We start from the raw sequence: 17,791 nt of genomic DNA on the forward strand, positions 1-17,791 counted from the left end.
AGTCAGTGCGTGAAAGAAGGGAGTCAAACATGGAAAAGCTGAAAATTGTAGGAGGCCGTCCATTAAGAGGAACGATTAAAGTTGACGGAGCGAAGAATAGTGCGGTTGCTCTTGTCCCTGCCACCATTTTGGCCGAGTCTCCAGTCACAATTGAAGGGCTGCCGGATATATCCGATATTCATATGCTAAAAGGGCTACTAGAGGAAATTGGTGGTGAAGTCACCTTTAAGGATGGCGAAATGCAGGTCGATCCTACCAATATGATTGCAATGCCGCTTCCGAATGGTCGTGTCAAAAAGCTAAGAGCTTCTTACTATTTGATGGGCGCCATGCTCGGGAAGTTTAAGAAAGCGGTCATTGGCCTTCCGGGAGGCTGTCATTTAGGTCCTCGCCCGATTGATCAGCATATTAAAGGGTTTGAAGCGCTTGGAGCGGAAGTTACAAACGAGCAAGGGGCAATTTACTTGCGAGCGAAAGAGCTCCGCGGTGCGAGAATTTATTTAGATGTAGTCAGTGTAGGTGCTACGATTAATATTATGCTGGCTGCTGTCAAAGCAAAAGGACAAACGGTTATTGAAAATGCGGCAAAAGAGCCAGAAATTATTGATGTAGCTACATTGCTAAACAATATGGGTGCAAGGATTAAAGGAGCAGGCACAGATATTATTCGGATTGACGGAGTTGAACACTTAAATGGGTGCCGTCATACGATTATCCCCGATCGTATTGAAGCCGGTACTTTTATGATTCTTGCCGCAGCTGTCGGCGATGGCCTTGTCATAGATAATGTCATTCCTCTTCATTTAGAATCTTTAACAGCCAAGCTACGAGAAATGAACATCCCGATTGAAACGGCCGACGATAAAATTTTTGTTGGAAAAGCGGATCGATTAAAAGCAGTGGACATTAAAACCCTTGTTTATCCGGGTTTTCCAACAGATCTCCAACAACCTTTTACCTCTCTATTAACTAAGGCAGAAGGATCGGCCGTAGTCACGGATACGATCTATTCTGCTCGATTTAAACATGTGGATGAACTACGTCGCATGAATGCCAATATGAAAGTGGAAGGGCGTTCAGCGGTTATTAATGGTCCTGTACAACTCCACGGAGCAAAGGTGAAAGCGAGCGATTTGCGCGCTGGGGCTGCTCTTGTTATCGCAGGGTTGATGGCAGAAGGAGTTACAGAAATCACAGGATTAGAACATATCGATCGAGGATATAGTAGGCTCGTTGAAAAGCTTAGTGATATTGGTGCGGAGCTTTGGCGCGAGGAATTATCCGAAGAAGAGCTAGAACAAATAAAAAGCTAAACAATTGTTTCCCGCAATTTCCTATGTATGTGTTACAATATATATGTTAATGTGATATACGGATTAAAATTTGCAGTTGTAATACAGGAGGAAAACCAAAATGGAAAGAAGTTTATCAATGGAGCTTGTCCGTGTAACGGAGGCCGCAGCTTTAGCTTCCGCTCGCTGGATGGGACGAGGAAAGAAAAATGAGGCGGATGACGCGGCAACTTCTGCAATGCGTGATGTGTTCGATACGATCCCGATGAAAGGAACAGTGGTCATCGGTGAAGGTGAGATGGACGAGGCTCCAATGCTATACATCGGAGAAAAACTTGGTACTGGCTACGGTCCGAGAGTGGATATAGCTGTGGATCCCCTGGAAGGAACAAATATTGTGGCATCAGGTGGTTGGAATGCTTTAGCTGTACTAGCTGTAGCTGATCATGGAAACCTTCTGCATGCACCGGATATGTATATGGACAAAATCGCTGTTGGACCTGAAGCGGTTGGCCAAATTGATATTAATGCGTCAGTACTAGATAATTTAAAAGCTGTCGCTAAAGCGAAAAATAAAGATATTCAAGATGTTGTAGCTACTGTATTAAATCGTCCGCGTCACGAAGAAATTATTGCTCAATTACGCGAAGCAGGTGCTCGTATTAAATTGATTAATGATGGCGATGTAGCGGGTGCGATTAACACGGCATTTGATCAAACAGGTGTAGATATTTTATTCGGTTCTGGTGGCGCTCCAGAAGGCGTTATTGCGGCTGTCGCTTTAAAATGTCTTGGAGGAGAAATCCAAGGACGTTTACTTCCACAAGATGAAGCGGAAGTGAAACGTTGCGAAGGCATGGGCCTTGATGTGAATAAAGTACTTCGTATGGAAGACCTTGTTCGTGGTGACGATGCGATCTTTGCTGCAACAGGAGTAACGGATGGAGAGTTAATGCGAGGAGTTCAATTCAAAGGCTCTTACGGTGAGACTCATTCAATTGTTATGAGAGCAAAATCTGGTACGGTTCGTTTCGTTGACGGCCGTCACAGCTTGAATAAGAAACCAAATTTAGTCATCAAGCCTTAATAGTAAAAGAACAGTAGGAACGGGTGAACTCGCCCGTTTCTGCTGTTTCATTTTTTGTAACCCACGATCATTACTACAAGTAACCGCGTGTGAAAACTTTCCTTCCTTTACAACTTATTTATTTATTGATTCAGTCATCCCTAACAGTTAAAATAGGTATGTTTTGATAAGAACGGCTCTCTATATCATAGGGGAGAATTAAACTAAAGTGTGGTGCCAAAATGGAAGAACTAACAATATCGTATTTAGAAAATTTAAAGCTGAAAGAGCTTTATGAACTTGCGCGTACATACAAAATTTCCTATTATAGTAAATTGACAAAAAAAGAGTTAATTTTCGCGATTTTAAAGGCGCGCGCGGAAGAACAAGGCTATTTCTTCATGGAAGGCGTTTTAGAAATTATTCAATCAGAAGGTTTCGGCTTCTTACGCCCAATCAATTATTCACCTAGCTCCGAAGACATTTACATCTCTGCTTCGCAAATTCGCCGTTTTGATTTAAGAAATGGTGATAAAGTATCTGGAAAGGTACGACCTCCGAAAGAAAATGAGCGCTATTATGGTCTTCTTCATGTAGAAGCCGTTAATGGTGATGACCCGGAAACAGCAAAAGAGCGTGTCCACTTCCCAGCATTGACTCCTTTATATCCGGACCGTCAAATCTTACTCGAAACGAACCCTAAAAATCTTTCTACTCGTATTATGGATTTAATTTCGCCTGTTGGCTTTGGTCAGCGTGGATTAATCGTTGCTCCGCCGAAAGCGGGGAAAACGATGTTGTTAAAGGAAATTGCTAATTCTATTACAACCAATCATCCAGAATCAGAACTGATCGTGTTGTTAATTGACGAGCGTCCAGAAGAGGTAACGGATATTGAGCGTTCCGTTCAAGCGGAAGTCGTTAGTTCCACATTTGATGAAGTGCCAGAAAATCATATTAAAGTCGCTGAGCTTGTACTAGAGCGTGCCATGCGCCTAGTCGAGCATAAGCGTGACGTTATTATTTTAATGGATAGTATTACAAGACTTGCTAGAGCATATAATCTTGTCATTCCGCCAAGTGGACGAACATTATCTGGGGGGATTGACCCGGCTGCTTTCCATCGTCCGAAACGCTTTTTCGGTGCGGCTCGTAACATTGAAGAAGGTGGTAGTTTAACCATTTTAGCAACAGCTCTTGTTGATACAGGCTCCCGTATGGATGACGTCATTTATGAAGAGTTTAAAGGAACGGGAAATATGGAACTTCATCTCGATCGTTCGCTTGCTGAACGCCGTATCTTCCCAGCGATTGATATTAAGCGTTCAGGTACTCGTAAAGAAGAATTGCTCATTGAAAAAGGACAGCTTGAAATGATTTGGTCGATTCGAAAAACGATGTCGGATTCACCAGACCTTGCTGAGAAATTCCTTCGTCGATTACGACAAACGAAGTCAAATGCTGATTTCATTGAGCAGCTGATTGCTGAAATTAAAACAAATGGACCATCGAAACGAATTTTATAATTCCTAATTGATTTTTATTTAGAGGCTTGTTATAATGTTGAGGTGTGTTTAGTAATTAAGTTCGGTGTTTTTTTAGCCGTACTTCGTATATACTTACTCTGTTTCGAAATGATTCAGGGCGGAAGGAGATGACAAGAATGAAAGCAGGAATTCATCCAGGTTACAAAAAAGCAATGGTGAAATGCGCATGCGGAAACGAGTTTGAAACTGGTTCTGTAAACGAGGAAATCAAAGTTGAGGTTTGCTCTGAGTGCCATCCATTCTACACTGGCCGTCAAAAATTCGCTGATGCAGGCGGACGTGTTGATCGTTTCAACAAAAAATACGGCATCAAGAAATAATGAAATGAAAAAGACAGGCAAGGAGTTAACGATTAACTGCTTGCCTTTTTTTTGTATTTTTAGCAATGGAAGTGAGGTTTTCTTTCATGTATGTAATGAAGCAAACTGGATGGTTAGAAGTGATTTGTGGCAGTATGTTCTCAGGGAAATCAGAGGAGCTTATTCGCCGTGTTCGCCGCGCTCAATTTGCTAAACAAACGATTATGGTGTTTAAACCGGCAATCGATAATCGTTATAGTGAAGAATCGGTCGTTTCTCACAATGGTTCTTCTGTGATTGCGAAACCGATTCAAAGCAGTGCAACTATTTTGTCAGAAGTGACGTCTGATGTAGATATAGTAGCGATAGATGAAGCGCAGTTTTTTGATGATGACATTACAAATGTGGCGCAAACCTTAGCGGATCGAGGACATCGAGTGGTCTTGGCTGGATTGGATCAAGATTTTCGTGGTGAACCTTTTGGACCGATGCCTGCTTTAATGGCCGCGGCCGAGCTTGTGACGAAATTACAAGCTGTTTGTGCTGTTTGTGGTTCACCTGCTAGCCGAACGCAGCGTTTAATTAATGGACAACCTGCTAAATATGATGACCCGATCATTTTAGTAGGCGCATCTGAAAGTTATGAACCGCGTTGCCGTCATCACCATGAAGTACCTAAAGTTGTCCATCATTTAGAGAAAAAATAATTAGAAGTCGGATAAACCTCCTTTAAACAGGTCAACCTACATGTAAAGGAGGTTTTTTTATGCGTTTTTTTCTAATGGCGATCTTGCTAGCATTTGCCTTAGGAGCGTGTGGAGACAAAGAAGCTTCTAATGAAAGTTGGAATGAAAATCAGCACGGAAAAGATTTCGCTCCTGATAATATAACGAAAACACGTGCAGATGAAGCGAAGCAAAATGATCCAGTCAACACCAATCAAAACCCTAATTTTCTAGACTTGTCACCGCAGCAACCAACTCGTGGAACAGATATTGACCATGCTAGAGACGTCATCAAGCGTTTCACTCCATACGAACCAGGCTCCGTATGGATCAACGGTGGTAAAATGCGAGTCACTGTCCACGAAAAACAAGGCCATAATTATACAGAAGCCGAAGTGAAAGCCGCTTATGAAAGTCTAGTCGCTGCTTTGCCGAGATACGAAATTGAAATGCGGATTAAATAGATCGTTGCCTTTTTCAGCTTGGCTGAAGAAGGTTTTTTTCACGATGATAAGTCAACATCGATTCACTGACGTTCATCGTGTTGTCTAGCTGCGCCAACTAGCCGCTCGAGGTCAAAAGCCCATCCGTCCAAAAGGTTAAAGAACAACCTTTTAGCTGGCTTGTCTTTTGCTTGTCGCGGCTGATCAAGTTGGCTCCGCTTTTCATTTTCCTTTATCTCGATCGGATTGTTCCAGTCCATACGTCGCTGAACAGCGCCTTCCGCTTTTCGTGTTGTCCAGCTGCAGTCGCTATCGGCTCGAGGTCAAAAGCCAATCTGTCTAAAAGGTTAAAGAGCAACCTTCCAGTCAGCTCGTCTTTTGCTTGTCGCCGATGGACGAGCGCCTTCCGCTTTTCTGTGTTGTCCTGTTTTTTTTGGTATTATATAATAGTAACATTATGGACGAATAGTTGAGGTGACGTTATGTTTGATCGGTTGCAGGCGGTCGAGGACCGTTATGAGAAGTTAAATGAGCTTTTGAGTGATCCGGAAATTGTGAATGATCCGAAGAAGCTAAGAGATTATTCGAAGGAACAATCGGATATTCAGGAAACGGTTGAAGTGTATCGTGAGTATAAGGAAGCAAAATCGCAACATCAAGATGCGAAGGCGATGCTTGAGGAGAAGTTGGACGCTGAGATGCGCGAGATGGTAAAAGAGGAGCTACATGAGCTAGAGAGTAGCCTCGAAACATATGAGGAGCGATTGAAAGTTTTGCTCATCCCGAAAGATCCGAATGATGATAAAAACGTTATTATGGAGATTCGTGGCGCAGCTGGTGGAGATGAGGCGGCGTTATTTGCTGGGAATCTTTATCGGATGTACAGCCGTTATGCAGAAGTACAAGGCTGGAAAACGGAAGTAATTGAAGCGAGCCCTACTGGATTGGGTGGTTATAAAGAAATCATTTTTATGATTAATGGAAAGGGCGCTTTTTCGAAAATGAAATTTGAAAATGGTGCTCATCGTGTGCAACGTGTACCGGAAACGGAATCAGGGGGACGTATTCATACATCGACAGCCACGGTTGCTTGTTTGCCGGAAGCGGAGGATGTGGAAATCGATATTCATGAAAAGGATATTCGTGTCGATACGTTTGCATCGAGTGGACCAGGAGGACAAAGTGTTAATACAACGATGTCTGCGGTTCGCTTAACGCATCTTCCGACGGGTACGGTTGTGTCTTGTCAGGATGAAAAATCCCAAATCAAAAATAAAGAGAAGGCGATGAAAGTTCTTCGCGCTCGTGTATATGATAAGTTCCAACAGGAAGCTCAAGCAGAATATGATGCTCAGCGTAAATCCGCGGTTGGTTCCGGTGATCGTTCCGAACGTATTCGCACGTACAATTTCCCGCAAAATCGTGTGACGGATCATCGAATCGGCTTAACGATTCAAAAGTTAGATCAAATTTTAGAAGGCAAGCTAGACGAAGTGCTCAATGCATTAATTATGGAAGAGCAATCGTCGAAGCTTGAAAATTTAGAGGAATAGATCCCTTGACAAAAAAAGTATACGAAGCCCTCAATTGGGCTTCTTCTTTTTTAACGGAGCATGAGCGGGATGCGAACGCGGGTGAAATTCTATTGCAACATGTGTTAAAGATGAGTCGGTCAGAGCTTTTGGCAAACTTACATTTACCATTAACAGAGCAACAGCAGGAGCAATGGGTGGAAAAAGTACAGAAGCATGCACAAGGAATTCCTATTCAGCATATGATGGGGGCGGAGGAGTTTTACGGCAGAACCTTTCGTGTCAATCCTAATGTGTTAATTCCTCGACCAGAGACAGAGGAGCTTGTGTGGCACGCGTTGAATGGGATCAAACAATATTTCCCGAAAAACGGACCATTAACGATGGCTGATATCGGGACAGGCAGTGGCATTATTGCTATCACGATGAAGTTAGAACAGCCGGATCTCATGGTTTATGCAGTGGATTTATCTGAAGAAGCATTAGAAACAGCGAAAGCAAACGGTGAATCATTGCACGCTGATGTAAAGTGGTTGCACGGTGATTTATTGCAGCCGCTCATTGAAGCTGGTATCCAATTAGATATGTTATTATCTAATCCACCGTATATTCCGCTGTCAGATAAAAAAAAGTTATCCACAGTCGTTGTGGATCATGAGCCTCACCTCGCTTTGTTTGGTGGAGAAGACGGACTCGATTTGTATCGGCGCTTTTGCGAGCAGCTACCTAAAGTGTTAAAAGAAAAAGCGATCGTTGGCTTTGAAGTGGGAGTTGGACAAGGTGAAGCGGTGCAACAGCTATTGCAGCAAGTCTTTCCGCAAGCATCGGTTCGAATCGAATACGACATTAATGGCAAAGATCGGATGGTATTTTTGCAAATGTGATAGATACATTGTTTAAGTTTTTCCTAACCTGGACAGAATGGTGGATGGGAGGGGAAAACGATGAACAAATTATTAGCCGGACTTTATTTATTCACATTATCCATTGCCACGATTGTTAGTTTATATATACCTGAGCAAGCTGCTCAAGCGGATGAAACGATCATTATTCCAAAGGAAGCGATTCGGCTTAGAATTTTAGCGAATAGCGATGAGGCGAAAGATCAGCAGTTGAAAAGAAAGATTAGAGACGATGTAAATAAAGAGATTACGAAATGGGTAGCGGATCTAGAGTCGCTTCCGAAAGCTCGTCAATTGTTGAAAGAAAAGCTTCCTGAAATCCAAAAGATTGCGTTAAAACGAGCGCAAAAAGAAGGGGCAACCGAAGCGATCAAAGTGGAATTTGGTCAAGCGAAGTTTCCGACGAAGTTATATGGAAATTTTCTATACCCAGCAGGAGAATATGAAGCAATTATTATTACGATCGGGGAAGGGCAGGGAGCGAACTGGTGGTGTGTATTATATCCGCCGCTGTGCTTTGTGGACTTTTCTAGTGGAATGGCCGTTAGTCCTGGGGTAGAAGAACCGGTAGAGCTAGAAGAAGAGGTGGAATCTTCTGCAACGGAAGAAGTTGGAGAGGAAGAAGTGGAGCAAGCTGAGCCCGTGTACGCCGAGGGTGAAATAGAAACGCCAGAAATAAAATTTATGCTTGTCGAGCTATTTAGAGGCGGCGAGTAATGGCGAAAAATCGACGAATTTCTCCAAAAACTATTCACATGTGGATAGCAGGGAACATAATTTTATTATTTTTCAGAAAACTATCCACATTTGTCCACAGACTTATCAACATTTCATAAGAAATTATACACAGTTTGTGGGTAACTTCCGTGAATTTGTGAATAGAATACGAGAAATATAGCGTAAAATGGAGAAATGAAAAAGGTGAGTGAAATGAAAACAACTTATTGGTTTGTGGATAAAAATGTGGATTGTGTTAATAGTTATCCACAAGTGAAAGAAGCAGCCGAGTTATTAACAAATAATGAAGTCGTGGCTTTTCCAACAGAAACAGTCTATGGTCTAGGGGCTAATGCTTGTTCGAACGAAGCCACTGCGAAAATTTTTGCAGCAAAGGGCAGACCTAGTGATAATCCACTTATTGTCCACATTGCCGATCCGCAGCAATTAAAGCAATTAGTTGAGGAGATACCAAGGCAAGCGGAAAGGCTGATGACAGCTTTTTGGCCGGGGCCGTTGACGATCATTTTTAAGAAAAAACAAGGAGTGTTTGCCGATAACGTAACGGCTGGATTAGACACTGTGGCGATTCGGATGCCGGATCATCCGCTAGCTTTGCAGTTAATTCGTGAATCGCAATTGCCATTAGCCGCTCCAAGTGCCAATCGCTCCGGCAAACCAAGCCCAACGTCGGCGAAGCACGTGTTAGATGATCTCGATGGTCAAGTGGCCGGCATTTTGGACGGTGGTGAGACAGGCGTTGGCGTCGAGTCCACCGTTGTTGATTGTACGACTGATATTCCGGTCATTTTGCGACCAGGTGGAATTACAAAGGAAGAACTTGAAGTGGTAGTTGGAGAAGTTACGCTTGATCCCGCTTTAAAAAATGCTAACGAGCAGCCGAAGTCTCCGGGGATGAAATATAAGCATTACGCTCCGAATGCGCCGCTAATTTTAGTCGATGGCAGCCGTGAATGGATCCAGCAACAGATCGATCAGGAGCGAATGGAAGGCAAAAAGGTCGGGGTGTTAACAACGGAAGAAATGGCATCCTTGTACGAGGCCGATGTGATTTTGCCATGTGGAAATCGAACGGATTTAACGACTGTGGCTCATTCTCTTTATGATGTCCTTCGCGCGTTTAATGAAGTCGATGTCGATATTATTTTTTCAGAGGTTTTTCCATACGAAGGAGTAGGACTGGCCATCATGAACCGATTAGAAAAAGCTGCTTCTCACCAGTGGCGCAAGCAAAAAGAAAACTGATCTATCAAGGGTCTGGCACTTCACATCATATGACAATATGGTGTTTCGGTGTCGGGCCTCTTTTTTTGTGTGAAAAAGAAGCAGATAGTACAATTCTTTTTCGTGCTTGCATATGTTTGAAAAAAGGCACGTCCAAAAGAGAAGGAAGTGAAGGAGAGAATGGGTGAAATTCTCACATTAACAATGATGGCATTGGCTTTAGGGATGGATGCATTTTCGGCTAGTTTAAGCCTTGGCATGATACCGATTAGACTAAAGCGGATCTTTTACATAGGGTTAATCGTTGGGGCATTACATGTTGGGTTGCCGCTTGTAGGAATGGCAGCGGGAAGGGTGTTGTCGAATACGTTCGGGGAAGTTGCTAATATCATTGGGGGCATTTTATTAATAATAGCTGGTGTGCAAATGATTGTATCGGTCTTGAAAGAGGAAGAATCGGGACGATCGATCCCTGCCGGATGGAGTTTATTTTTATTTGCGATTGTCGTGAGTCTCGATAGCTTTTCAGTCGGTTTGACTCTCGGTATTTACGGTGCGAGAGCGGTCATCGTATTGTCTCTTTTTGGAGGAATAGCGGCGATGCTAACTTGGAGTGGGCTCTTACTCGGCAAAAAAACAAGAGGGTTGCTCGGACCTTATAGTGAAGCATTTGGTGGATGTGTGTTATTAATATTTGGTATTAAATTACTATTTCCGATTTAATAAATAAAACTTATATCTTTTTTCCCTATTAATAAAAAATCTTATATAATAATAGAAAAGATATTCACACGAGGAGGGATGAGAAGTTGAAGGTTTTATTTATATGCACAGGGAACACGTGTAGAAGCCCGATGGCTGAAGCGTTGCTGAAGCATAAGCGTCCACAATGGGAAGTGAAATCAGCCGGGATTTTTGCGGCGAATGGCAGTCCAGCGTCTGAACAGGCTAGGTGTGTGTTAGAGGAGGGAAAGATTCCGAGCGACCATATTTCCCTAGCAATATCTAAAGAATTAGTTCATTGGGCGGATATTATTTTAACAATGACAGCTTCTCATGAACAGATGCTTGTCTCTCAATTTCCAGAAGTAAGAGCAAAAACTCATGTGTTCAAACGATATGTGACCGGGAGCTTAGCTGATGTTCGTGATCCATTCGGTGGTTCGCTTGAGGATTATCGTGATACATATAATGAGCTAGAGCAATTGATGGACCAGTTCATTGAAGGAATACCCAACGAGCTAGAGTAGTATTCATGCAGAAAGGGGAAAATATGGAAAAATATACTAGAGCCTCATTTGGAATAGGGAAGAAACTTGTAGTGCTCGTGACTGTTTTGGCGATCATTACGTATTCAACTAGCGCTTTCTTTATTTATTACTTATATCCGATGTTTTTTTCTGGAATGAATGAAACGTTATTTACGACTATGACGTTGTTAATGGGGATTATGTGGTCTGGTATTTTAGCTTATATTGTAGGAGGCTATTTTGTTAAGCCGTTGCAACGATTAGAAGCAGCTGCTTTAGAAGCGGCTACCGGAAATATTGAAAAAGATGTGGAATTGCCAAATGGTCAAGATGAGATCCGGTCATTAGCTCAAGCCTTTAATAAAATGCTCGCTAATTTGCGAGAGATGGTTCATAGTATTGAGAATAATTTTTCGTTGACGAACGAAAGTGTACAACGAATTTCAAATAAAGCAGCGACAGCTTCACAAAAGGCAGAGGACATTTTCCGCACGGTGGATGAGATTTCAGCGGGAGCCGAAAATTCTGCTGTTGCTATCCAGTCCACAGCAGAGTCGGTGGAGGATGTGACTCACTTAGCAGGTGAGGTGCAACGAAAAGCGAAAACTTCAGCTGTTCAGGCGGAAGAAATGGTTCGCGATCTTGAAGAAAGTAAAGAGGTATTTCAGTCGCTGATTTTGGGCATGGAGAGGTTATCTTCTGAAAACAAACATTCTTTGCGAGCTGTGCGAGGGTTAGAAGAAAATGCTCGTAAAGTGGGCGATATTATTCAACTAGTGGGAGCGATTGCAGCGCAAACGAATTTGCTAGCATTAAATGCTTCGATTGAAGCGGCGCGAGCAGGAGAGCATGGAAAAGGCTTTGCGGTCGTCGCAGAGGAAGTTCGCAAGCTAGCGGATGAGAGTGGTACAGCGGTTCAAGGGATTTCTGAACTGATTCAACAAATGCAGCAGGAAGTTGATCAAGTGGTGCAGCAAATTTCTTCTCAAGTTGAAAGCGTAAACAATGAAGTGCAGAAGGGATCAAAAGCGAACACGGCGATTGAAATGATGACGGATAAAATTCTTGCTGTGGCAGATGATGTTCATATGATTTCTAATTTAGTGAACAAGCAAATGGACAGCATTGAACTAACGTCTAGACAGTCGCAAGAAGTCGCGGCGATTGCCGAGGAAACGTCAGCAGGCGCACTAGAAGTGACGCGTGTGACAAAAGATCAAACGACAGTCATGAACCATATCGAACAAGCCATTATCCAACTGAAAACACAAGCGGATGAGTTAAAATCAACGATCACCCGTTTTCGTTTATAGCAAAATGTCGGTTGCTTGCCTGAGATATCGTTCTATGACAAAATAAAAATAGGTATCTAATTTGAAAGGGGATTGTGCAAATGAAAGTAGCAATTGCTTCGGATCACGGTGGAGTAAATATTCGTGAGGAAATAAAAAATTTATTAGAAGAGCTTGGCATTGAATTTGAAGATTTTGGCTGTGAATGTGGGACGTCTGTTGATTACCCAGATTACGCGCTTCCAGTGGCGGAAAAAGTAGCGAACGGTGAATTTGACCGCGGAATTTTAATTTGCGGAACAGGAATTGGTATGAGCATTGCTGCTAATAAAGTCAAAGGCATTCGCTGTGCGCTTGTTCATGATTTGTTTAGTGCCAAAGCAACGAGAGAACATAATGACAGCAATATGTTAGCGATGGGAGAGCGCGTCATTGGTCCTGGATTAGCTCGTGAAATCGCGAAAGTTTGGTTAACGACTGATTACGAAGGTGGCCGCCACGAAAATCGTGTGAGTAAGATTAAAGCATACGAACAATAATAAGGCGAGGTGAAGCCCTGTGTTATTAAAAGAGTGGGAACAAGATTTACACCGACTTTTACAAGAATTTCAGCAACAGGCTAATCTTCAACCAGATCAAACGGTCGTCATTGGCTGTTCGACTTCTGAAATTGCTGGCGAAAAAATCGGTACAGCGGGCACGTTAGATATTGCCGAAATGGTGTATCGTCAAGTAAAAATATGGGCGGATGAACACGATGTTCATTTGGCTTTTCAATGCTGTGAACATTTAAATCGGGCGCTAGTGGTTGATCGTGAGCTGATTGGGCGTTTGCACCTTGAAGAAGTTGCGGTTATCCCTGTTCGACAAGCTGGCGGTTCAATGGCTACCTATGCTTATGCGCAAAGCTCGAACAGCGCTGTCGTTGAATATATCAAAGCTGACGCCGGGATTGACCTCGGTGATACATTGATCGGAATGCACCTGAAGCATGTTGCAGTTCCGCTACGTACGAGTGTGAAACAAGTAGGACATGCTCATGTGACGATGGCAAAAACGAGACCGAAATTAATCGGTGGTGCTCGGGCGGTTTACGAAAAAACGAATATAAACGAAAGTTGCACTAGTTAATGTTAAGATATAACCGGCTTTTTTTATGAAAGTCGGTTTTTTTATAAAAAAAATTCGTTAATTCATTTGAAAGATTGCAGAAACGTGGTAGAATGTAAAAGAATTTATAAAATTGGCACTACATAAAAGTTGAAAATAAGTCCTATAAATCGGAAGGGGATTGAAAATGAGCAAACTTCAAGTTCAAGATTCAGCAGTTTTTGCAGCGATCCAAGATGAATTAAAACGTCAACAAACGAAAATTGAGTTAATTGCCTCTGAAAACTTTGTTAGTGAAGCAGTGATGGAAGCACAAGGTTCGGTATTAACGAATAAATATGCAGAAGGTTATCCTGCTAAGCGTTATTACGGTGGTTGTGAACATGTGGATGTTGTGGAAGATTTAGCTCGTGATCGTGCGAAAGAAATTTTCGGTGCAGAGCATGCAAACGTGCAACCTCACTCTGGTGCACAAGCAAACATGGCTGTTTACTTTACAATTTTAGAGCATGGCGACACGGTTCTTGGGATGAACCTTTCTCATGGTGGTCATTTAACGCACGGTAGCCCAGTCAACTTCAGTGGAGTACAATACAATTTTATCGAGTATGGTGTCGATAAAGAAACACAAATGATCGATTATGAAGATGTGCGTCAAAAAGCGATCGACAACAAGCCGAAATTAATCGTAGCGGGTGCAAGTGCTTATCCACGTGCCATTGATTTCGCGAAATTCCGTGAAATCGCTGATGAAGTAGGCGCGTACTTAATGGTCGATATGGCTCATATTGCAGGTCTTGTGGCTGCAGGCCTTCACCAAAACCCAGTGCCGTATGCTGATTTCGTTACAACAACGACGCATAAAACACTTCGTGGACCTCGCGGTGGTATGATTCTTTGTAAAGAAGAGTTTGCGAAGAAAATTGATAAAGCGATTTTCCCTGGTATCCAAGGTGGTCCATTAATGCACGTGATTTCTGCTAAAGCTGTAGCTTTCGGTGAAGTGCTAGATCCAAGCTTTAAAGAGTATGCACAAAACATCATCGACAATGCGAAACGTTTAGGTGAAGGGTTAACAAAAGAAGGCATCAACCTTGTATCAGGTGGTACAGATAATCACTTGCTATTAATCGATCTTCAATCTCTTGGCTTAACAGGAAAAGTAGCGGAACATGTACTTGATGAAGTTGGTATCACAGTTAACAAAAACACGATCCCATTCGATCCACAAAGCCCGTTTGTAACAAGTGGTGTTCGCGTCGGAACAGCGGCTGTAACTTCTCGTGGTTTTGATTTAGAAGCGATGGACGAAGTGGCTTCTATTATCGCGGACACATTGAAAAATCATGAAGACGAAGCGACGTTACAAAAATCTAGCCAACGTGTAGCAGACTTAACTGCGAAATATCCATTATATAATTAAACACTTCAAGCACCCGGTTGTACTCGGGTGTTTTTTTGTACTATAATAATGAAAAGTGTATAAATGCTGTCTGCTGCTTATGCGGTTTTTTTTTGCCGTTTGCGTGATAGCTGCTAATGAAGTATTTTTTGTACATAAAGATAAGGGAGCGATTAGTTTGGCAAAAGTATATGTGTTTGACCATCCATTAATTCAACACAAATTAACAATGATTCGTGATAAAAATACAGGAACAAAAGAATTTCGTGAGCTTGTGGACGAAATTGCGACGTTGATGGCATTTGAAATTACACGCGACTTGCCATTAGAGGAAGTAAGCATTGAGACACCTGTGTGTAAAGCTAATACGAAAATGCTAGCAGGTAAAAAATTGGGAATCGTGCCGATTTTACGTGCCGGTATCGGAATGGTTGAAGGTGTGTTAAAACTGATTCCTGCGGCGAAAGTAGGACATGTTGGCCTATACCGTGATCCGCAAACGTTAACGCCGGTGGAATATTATGTGAAGCTCCCTTCTGATGTAGAAGAGCGTGACTTTATCGTTGTCGATCCAATGCTTGCGACTGGTGGATCTGCAGTTGAAGCGATCAACTCTTTGAAGAAGCGTGGAGCGAAAAACGTGAAGTTTATGTGCTTAGTTGCTGCCCCTGAAGGAGTAGAAGCGATGAAGGAAGCACATCCTGATGTAGATATTTACATCGCTGCTTTAGATGAGAAATTAAATGAAAAAGGTTATATCGTACCAGGTCTAGGAGATGCAGGAGACCGTCTGTTCGGAACAAAATAATCAAAAGGTAGGTACATGTAAAATGAATCGCCCAATTAAAGTGATGACGATTTTCGGTACGCGTCCGGAAGCAATTAAGATGGCACCACTTGTTCTTGAATTGCAAAAACACCCAGAGCATTTTGAATCAATTGTGACCGTGACCGCTCAACATCGTCAAATGCTTGACCAAGTTCTTGAAATTTTCAACGTACAACCTGACTACGACTTGAATATTATGAAAGACCGTCAAACCCTCATTGACGTGACAACTCGTGGATTAGAAGGCCTAGATCGCGTGATGAAAGAAGTCAAGCCGGATATCGTGCTCGTTCACGGTGATACGACGACAACATTTATCGCGAGTTTAGCTGCTTTTTACAATCAAATTGCGGTTGGTCATGTTGAAGCAGGCTTACGCACGTGGAATAAATATTCTCCGTTTCCAGAGGAGATGAATCGCCAGCTAACAGGTGTGATTGCGGATCTCCACTTCTCACCGACTGATCAAGCAGAACGCAATCTGTTAAACGAAGATAAAAAAGCAGAAGCGATTTTCGTTACAGGAAACACAGCGATCGATGCGTTGAAAACAACGGTGAAAGAAGAATATAGTCATGAAGTGCTTGAACGTATCGGCAGTGATCGTCTAGTATTAATGACGGCTCACCGCCGTGAAAACCTTGGACAACCGATGCGTAATATGTTCTCAGCGATCAAGCGTCTTGTTCAAGAAAATAGCGACATTCAAGTCGTGTATCCGGTGCATTTAAATCCAGCGGTTCGTGAGATTGCTGACGAAATCCTTGGTAATGACCCGCGCATTCACTTAATTGAACCGCTTGATGTGATTGATTTTCACAATTTCGCATCAAGAGCGCACTTAATTTTAACCGATTCCGGTGGGGTGCAAGAAGAAGCACCATCGCTTGGGGTACCGGTTCTAGTGTTACGTGACACAACGGAGCGACCAGAAGGAATCGAAGCGGGAACATTAAAGCTTGCAGGTGTGGAAGAAGAAACGATTTACGAATTGGCCACAGAGTTATTAAACAATCCAGCCGAGTACGAAAAAATGGCAAAAGCCTCTAACCCGTATGGCGATGGGGAAGCGTCTCGCCGCATTTGCGAAGCGATCCGCTACCATTTCAAAGCAACCGATCAAAAGCCAGAACGGTTCTAAATTTGCATAAAAGCCAGCTGCGTAGTGTGCAGCTGGCTTTTATAATAGAAAAACTGGAAAGTCGAAGAAGTGCGGCGCAAGGTCAAAGAAAGGGTCAGAAAGTCGAAGAAGTGTCACGCAAGGTCAAAGAAAGGGTCAGAAAGTCGAAGAAGTGTCACCGAACCTTTGGTAAAAAGTCGAGTTTTTTCTATATTATAAGAAAAACTTATAATCATCCCTAATTTTTGATCATTTTGTGAAAGATTCGTTACAAATTGTGATCTTTTTCACTCTAAACACATTGACATTGAAAAACCCCTATTGTATGCTAACAAAGGGTAAGGAACAAACAATTGTAACCGTTTTTGTAATGTCAAGTAAACCGTTCTAGAATTGAGGTGTTTTCGCATGAAAAACCGAAAAAGCCCTTTTCGAGCAATGGCCTTGTACAGTTCCATTCTAGCACAGTTAACAGCCTCGATCCTTATCGGGATATTTGCTGGACGCTGGCTTGACGGAAAGTGGAACACCGACCCGCTTTGTTTAATTATTGGACTGCTATTGGGTTTAACCATTGGCATTTTTTTAATGTTACAATCAGTCCGCTATTTTAATTCGGGAGATTAATTTGTTATGCCGGAACTCCAGCACACATTTTCAAGGCACCGAAAGTACATAATCTACTTGCTCTCCATTTTCGTCTTCTGCTGGGGAATTACGCCCTATAAGCCTGTATTCGCAGGCCTCATCCTTGGGACAAGCATAAGTTTTTTCAACCATTGGTTAATGGTCAATCGAATGAACCGTTTTAGCAATGCTATCGATAAAGGCGAAAAAGTGAAATCGCTCGGCACTTTATCTAGAATGGCTTCAGCGGGATTAGCTGCGCTCATTGCCTTACGCTATCCTGAGCATATCCATCTTATTTTCACAGTTTTGGGATTAATGACATCCTATCTTGTCATTATGATAGATTTTTTCATTCATTTTTTAATAAATAAAACCGGGGAAGAGAGGTGA

The 17,791-nt window shown here is 42.5% G+C and carries 21 protein-coding genes and 1 pseudogene; 21 read left to right on the top strand and 1 reads right to left on the bottom strand.

Annotation, left to right across the window (positions count from 1 at the left end):
- Positions 1–29: 29 nt before the first annotated feature.
- The 6 genes from CEF22_RS01590 to CEF22_RS01615 all read left to right on the top strand — a co-directional run bounded on the left by CEF22_RS01590 (position 30) and on the right by CEF22_RS01615 (position 5,393).
- On the top strand, positions 30–1,313 hold the full coding sequence (locus CEF22_RS01590) for a UDP-N-acetylglucosamine 1-carboxyvinyltransferase (protein WP_095479176.1): 1,284 nt from the start codon (positions 30–32) through the stop codon (positions 1,311–1,313).
- Between the two features lie 100 nt (positions 1,314–1,413).
- Positions 1,414–2,379, top strand: coding sequence for a class II fructose-bisphosphatase (glpX, locus tag CEF22_RS01595; protein WP_095479175.1), 966 nt, complete (start codon positions 1,414–1,416; stop codon positions 2,377–2,379).
- Between the two features lie 221 nt (positions 2,380–2,600).
- Positions 2,601–3,884: a transcription termination factor Rho gene (gene rho / locus CEF22_RS01600; protein ID WP_095479174.1), complete on the top strand. Its 1,284-nt coding sequence runs from the start codon at positions 2,601–2,603 to the stop codon at positions 3,882–3,884.
- Positions 3,885–4,021: 137 nt separating this feature from the next.
- Positions 4,022–4,225 (top strand): 50S ribosomal protein L31, encoded by a 204-nt coding sequence (gene rpmE / locus CEF22_RS01605; protein ID WP_095479173.1) that lies wholly within the window; start codon positions 4,022–4,024, stop codon positions 4,223–4,225.
- An 86-nt stretch (positions 4,226–4,311) separates the two neighbouring features.
- Positions 4,312–4,911, top strand: a complete 600-nt coding sequence (locus CEF22_RS01610; RefSeq protein ID WP_100401473.1) for a thymidine kinase — start codon at positions 4,312–4,314, stop codon at positions 4,909–4,911.
- 59 nt (positions 4,912–4,970) lie between these two features.
- Positions 4,971–5,393, top strand: coding sequence for a hypothetical protein (locus CEF22_RS01615; RefSeq protein ID WP_100401474.1), 423 nt, complete (start codon positions 4,971–4,973; stop codon positions 5,391–5,393).
- Between the two features lie 62 nt (positions 5,394–5,455).
- Here CEF22_RS01615 and CEF22_RS18785 read toward each other — a convergent pair whose 3' ends face one another.
- On the bottom strand, positions 5,456–5,632 hold the full coding sequence (locus tag CEF22_RS18785) for a hypothetical protein (RefSeq protein WP_157843127.1): 177 nt from the start codon (positions 5,630–5,632) through the stop codon (positions 5,456–5,458).
- A 222-nt stretch (positions 5,633–5,854) separates the two neighbouring features.
- Between CEF22_RS18785 and prfA the strand changes: the two genes are divergently transcribed.
- The 15 genes and pseudogenes from prfA (at position 5,855) to CEF22_RS01685 (ending at position 17,791) form a co-directional block, all read left to right on the top strand.
- Positions 5,855–6,925, top strand: a complete 1,071-nt coding sequence (gene prfA, locus CEF22_RS01620; protein ID WP_100401475.1) for a peptide chain release factor 1 — start codon at positions 5,855–5,857, stop codon at positions 6,923–6,925.
- Between the two features lie 5 nt (positions 6,926–6,930).
- Positions 6,931–7,788, top strand: a complete 858-nt coding sequence (gene prmC, locus CEF22_RS01625) for a peptide chain release factor N(5)-glutamine methyltransferase (RefSeq protein ID WP_100401476.1) — start codon at positions 6,931–6,933, stop codon at positions 7,786–7,788.
- A gap of 60 nt (positions 7,789–7,848) precedes the next feature.
- Positions 7,849–8,523, top strand: a complete 675-nt coding sequence (gene spoIIR, locus CEF22_RS01630) for a stage II sporulation protein R (protein ID WP_100401477.1) — start codon at positions 7,849–7,851, stop codon at positions 8,521–8,523.
- Positions 8,524–8,736: 213 nt separating this feature from the next.
- A complete protein-coding gene (locus CEF22_RS01635) occupies positions 8,737–9,789 on the top strand; it encodes an L-threonylcarbamoyladenylate synthase (RefSeq protein ID WP_100403873.1) in 1,053 nt (350 codons plus the stop codon).
- A gap of 159 nt (positions 9,790–9,948) precedes the next feature.
- Positions 9,949–10,491, top strand: coding sequence for a manganese efflux pump MntP (locus tag CEF22_RS01640; RefSeq protein ID WP_232726037.1), 543 nt, complete (start codon positions 9,949–9,951; stop codon positions 10,489–10,491).
- 86 nt (positions 10,492–10,577) lie between these two features.
- A complete protein-coding gene (locus tag CEF22_RS01645; protein ID WP_100401479.1) occupies positions 10,578–11,018 on the top strand; it encodes a low molecular weight protein arginine phosphatase in 441 nt (146 codons plus the stop codon).
- A 200-nt stretch (positions 11,019–11,218) separates the two neighbouring features.
- Positions 11,219–11,392 (top strand): annotated as a pseudogene (locus tag CEF22_RS19000) (HAMP domain-containing protein); the annotation flags it as partial.
- Between the two features lie 12 nt (positions 11,393–11,404).
- Complete coding sequence (locus CEF22_RS01650) at positions 11,405–12,331, top strand: methyl-accepting chemotaxis protein (protein ID WP_442857382.1); 927 nt, start codon at positions 11,405–11,407, stop codon at positions 12,329–12,331.
- An 80-nt stretch (positions 12,332–12,411) separates the two neighbouring features.
- Entirely contained in the window at positions 12,412–12,849 is a 438-nt protein-coding gene (rpiB, locus tag CEF22_RS01655) for a ribose 5-phosphate isomerase B (RefSeq protein WP_095479165.1), read from the top strand.
- A gap of 19 nt (positions 12,850–12,868) precedes the next feature.
- Positions 12,869–13,441, top strand: a complete 573-nt coding sequence (locus CEF22_RS01660) for a TIGR01440 family protein (RefSeq protein WP_100401481.1) — start codon at positions 12,869–12,871, stop codon at positions 13,439–13,441.
- 166 nt (positions 13,442–13,607) lie between these two features.
- A complete protein-coding gene (gene glyA / locus CEF22_RS01665) occupies positions 13,608–14,843 on the top strand; it encodes a serine hydroxymethyltransferase (RefSeq protein ID WP_100401482.1) in 1,236 nt (411 codons plus the stop codon).
- Positions 14,844–15,000: 157 nt separating this feature from the next.
- The gene (gene upp, locus CEF22_RS01670) at positions 15,001–15,630 is read left to right on the top strand and encodes a uracil phosphoribosyltransferase (protein WP_095481072.1); all 630 of its coding nucleotides are present in this window, start codon (positions 15,001–15,003) and stop codon (positions 15,628–15,630) included.
- A gap of 22 nt (positions 15,631–15,652) precedes the next feature.
- Entirely contained in the window at positions 15,653–16,792 is a 1,140-nt protein-coding gene (gene wecB / locus CEF22_RS01675; protein ID WP_100401483.1) for a non-hydrolyzing UDP-N-acetylglucosamine 2-epimerase, read from the top strand.
- A 387-nt stretch (positions 16,793–17,179) separates the two neighbouring features.
- Complete coding sequence (locus CEF22_RS01680; protein WP_232726038.1) at positions 17,180–17,398, top strand: AtpZ/AtpI family protein; 219 nt, start codon at positions 17,180–17,182, stop codon at positions 17,396–17,398.
- A 6-nt stretch (positions 17,399–17,404) separates the two neighbouring features.
- Positions 17,405–17,791: an ATP synthase subunit I gene (locus tag CEF22_RS01685; RefSeq protein WP_094833627.1), complete on the top strand. Its 387-nt coding sequence runs from the start codon at positions 17,405–17,407 to the stop codon at positions 17,789–17,791.

It is taken from the genome of Bacillus sp. FJAT-42315, from assembly GCF_002797375.1.
GTDB lineage: Bacteria > Bacillota > Bacilli > Bacillales > Domibacillaceae > Bacillus_CE.

What these genes read in the sequence shown, in the direction of transcription:
- CEF22_RS01650 (WP_442857382.1), top strand. Translation starts at nt 11,405, where the DNA reads ATGGTTCATAGTATTGAGAATAATTTTTCGTTGACGAACGAAAGTGTA.
- CEF22_RS01685 (WP_094833627.1), top strand. Translation starts at nt 17,405, where the DNA reads ATGCCGGAACTCCAGCACACATTTTCAAGGCACCGAAAGTACATAATC.
- glyA (WP_100401482.1), top strand. Translation starts at nt 13,608, where the DNA reads ATGAGCAAACTTCAAGTTCAAGATTCAGCAGTTTTTGCAGCGATCCAA.
- rpiB (WP_095479165.1), top strand. Translation starts at nt 12,412, where the DNA reads ATGAAAGTAGCAATTGCTTCGGATCACGGTGGAGTAAATATTCGTGAG.
- CEF22_RS18785 (WP_157843127.1), bottom strand. Translation starts at nt 5,632, where the DNA reads ATGGACTGGAACAATCCGATCGAGATAAAGGAAAATGAAAAGCGGAGC.
- wecB (WP_100401483.1), top strand. Translation starts at nt 15,653, where the DNA reads ATGAATCGCCCAATTAAAGTGATGACGATTTTCGGTACGCGTCCGGAA.
- CEF22_RS01680 (WP_232726038.1), top strand. Translation starts at nt 17,180, where the DNA reads ATGAAAAACCGAAAAAGCCCTTTTCGAGCAATGGCCTTGTACAGTTCC.
- rho (WP_095479174.1), top strand. Translation starts at nt 2,601, where the DNA reads ATGGAAGAACTAACAATATCGTATTTAGAAAATTTAAAGCTGAAAGAG.
- prfA (WP_100401475.1), top strand. Translation starts at nt 5,855, where the DNA reads ATGTTTGATCGGTTGCAGGCGGTCGAGGACCGTTATGAGAAGTTAAAT.
- glpX (WP_095479175.1), top strand. Translation starts at nt 1,414, where the DNA reads ATGGAAAGAAGTTTATCAATGGAGCTTGTCCGTGTAACGGAGGCCGCA.
- CEF22_RS01615 (WP_100401474.1), top strand. Translation starts at nt 4,971, where the DNA reads ATGCGTTTTTTTCTAATGGCGATCTTGCTAGCATTTGCCTTAGGAGCG.
- CEF22_RS01640 (WP_232726037.1), top strand. Translation starts at nt 9,949, where the DNA reads ATGGGTGAAATTCTCACATTAACAATGATGGCATTGGCTTTAGGGATG.
- CEF22_RS01590 (WP_095479176.1), top strand. Translation starts at nt 30, where the DNA reads ATGGAAAAGCTGAAAATTGTAGGAGGCCGTCCATTAAGAGGAACGATT.
- CEF22_RS01610 (WP_100401473.1), top strand. Translation starts at nt 4,312, where the DNA reads ATGTATGTAATGAAGCAAACTGGATGGTTAGAAGTGATTTGTGGCAGT.
- spoIIR (WP_100401477.1), top strand. Translation starts at nt 7,849, where the DNA reads ATGAACAAATTATTAGCCGGACTTTATTTATTCACATTATCCATTGCC.
- CEF22_RS01635 (WP_100403873.1), top strand. Translation starts at nt 8,737, where the DNA reads ATGAAAACAACTTATTGGTTTGTGGATAAAAATGTGGATTGTGTTAAT.
- rpmE (WP_095479173.1), top strand. Translation starts at nt 4,022, where the DNA reads ATGAAAGCAGGAATTCATCCAGGTTACAAAAAAGCAATGGTGAAATGC.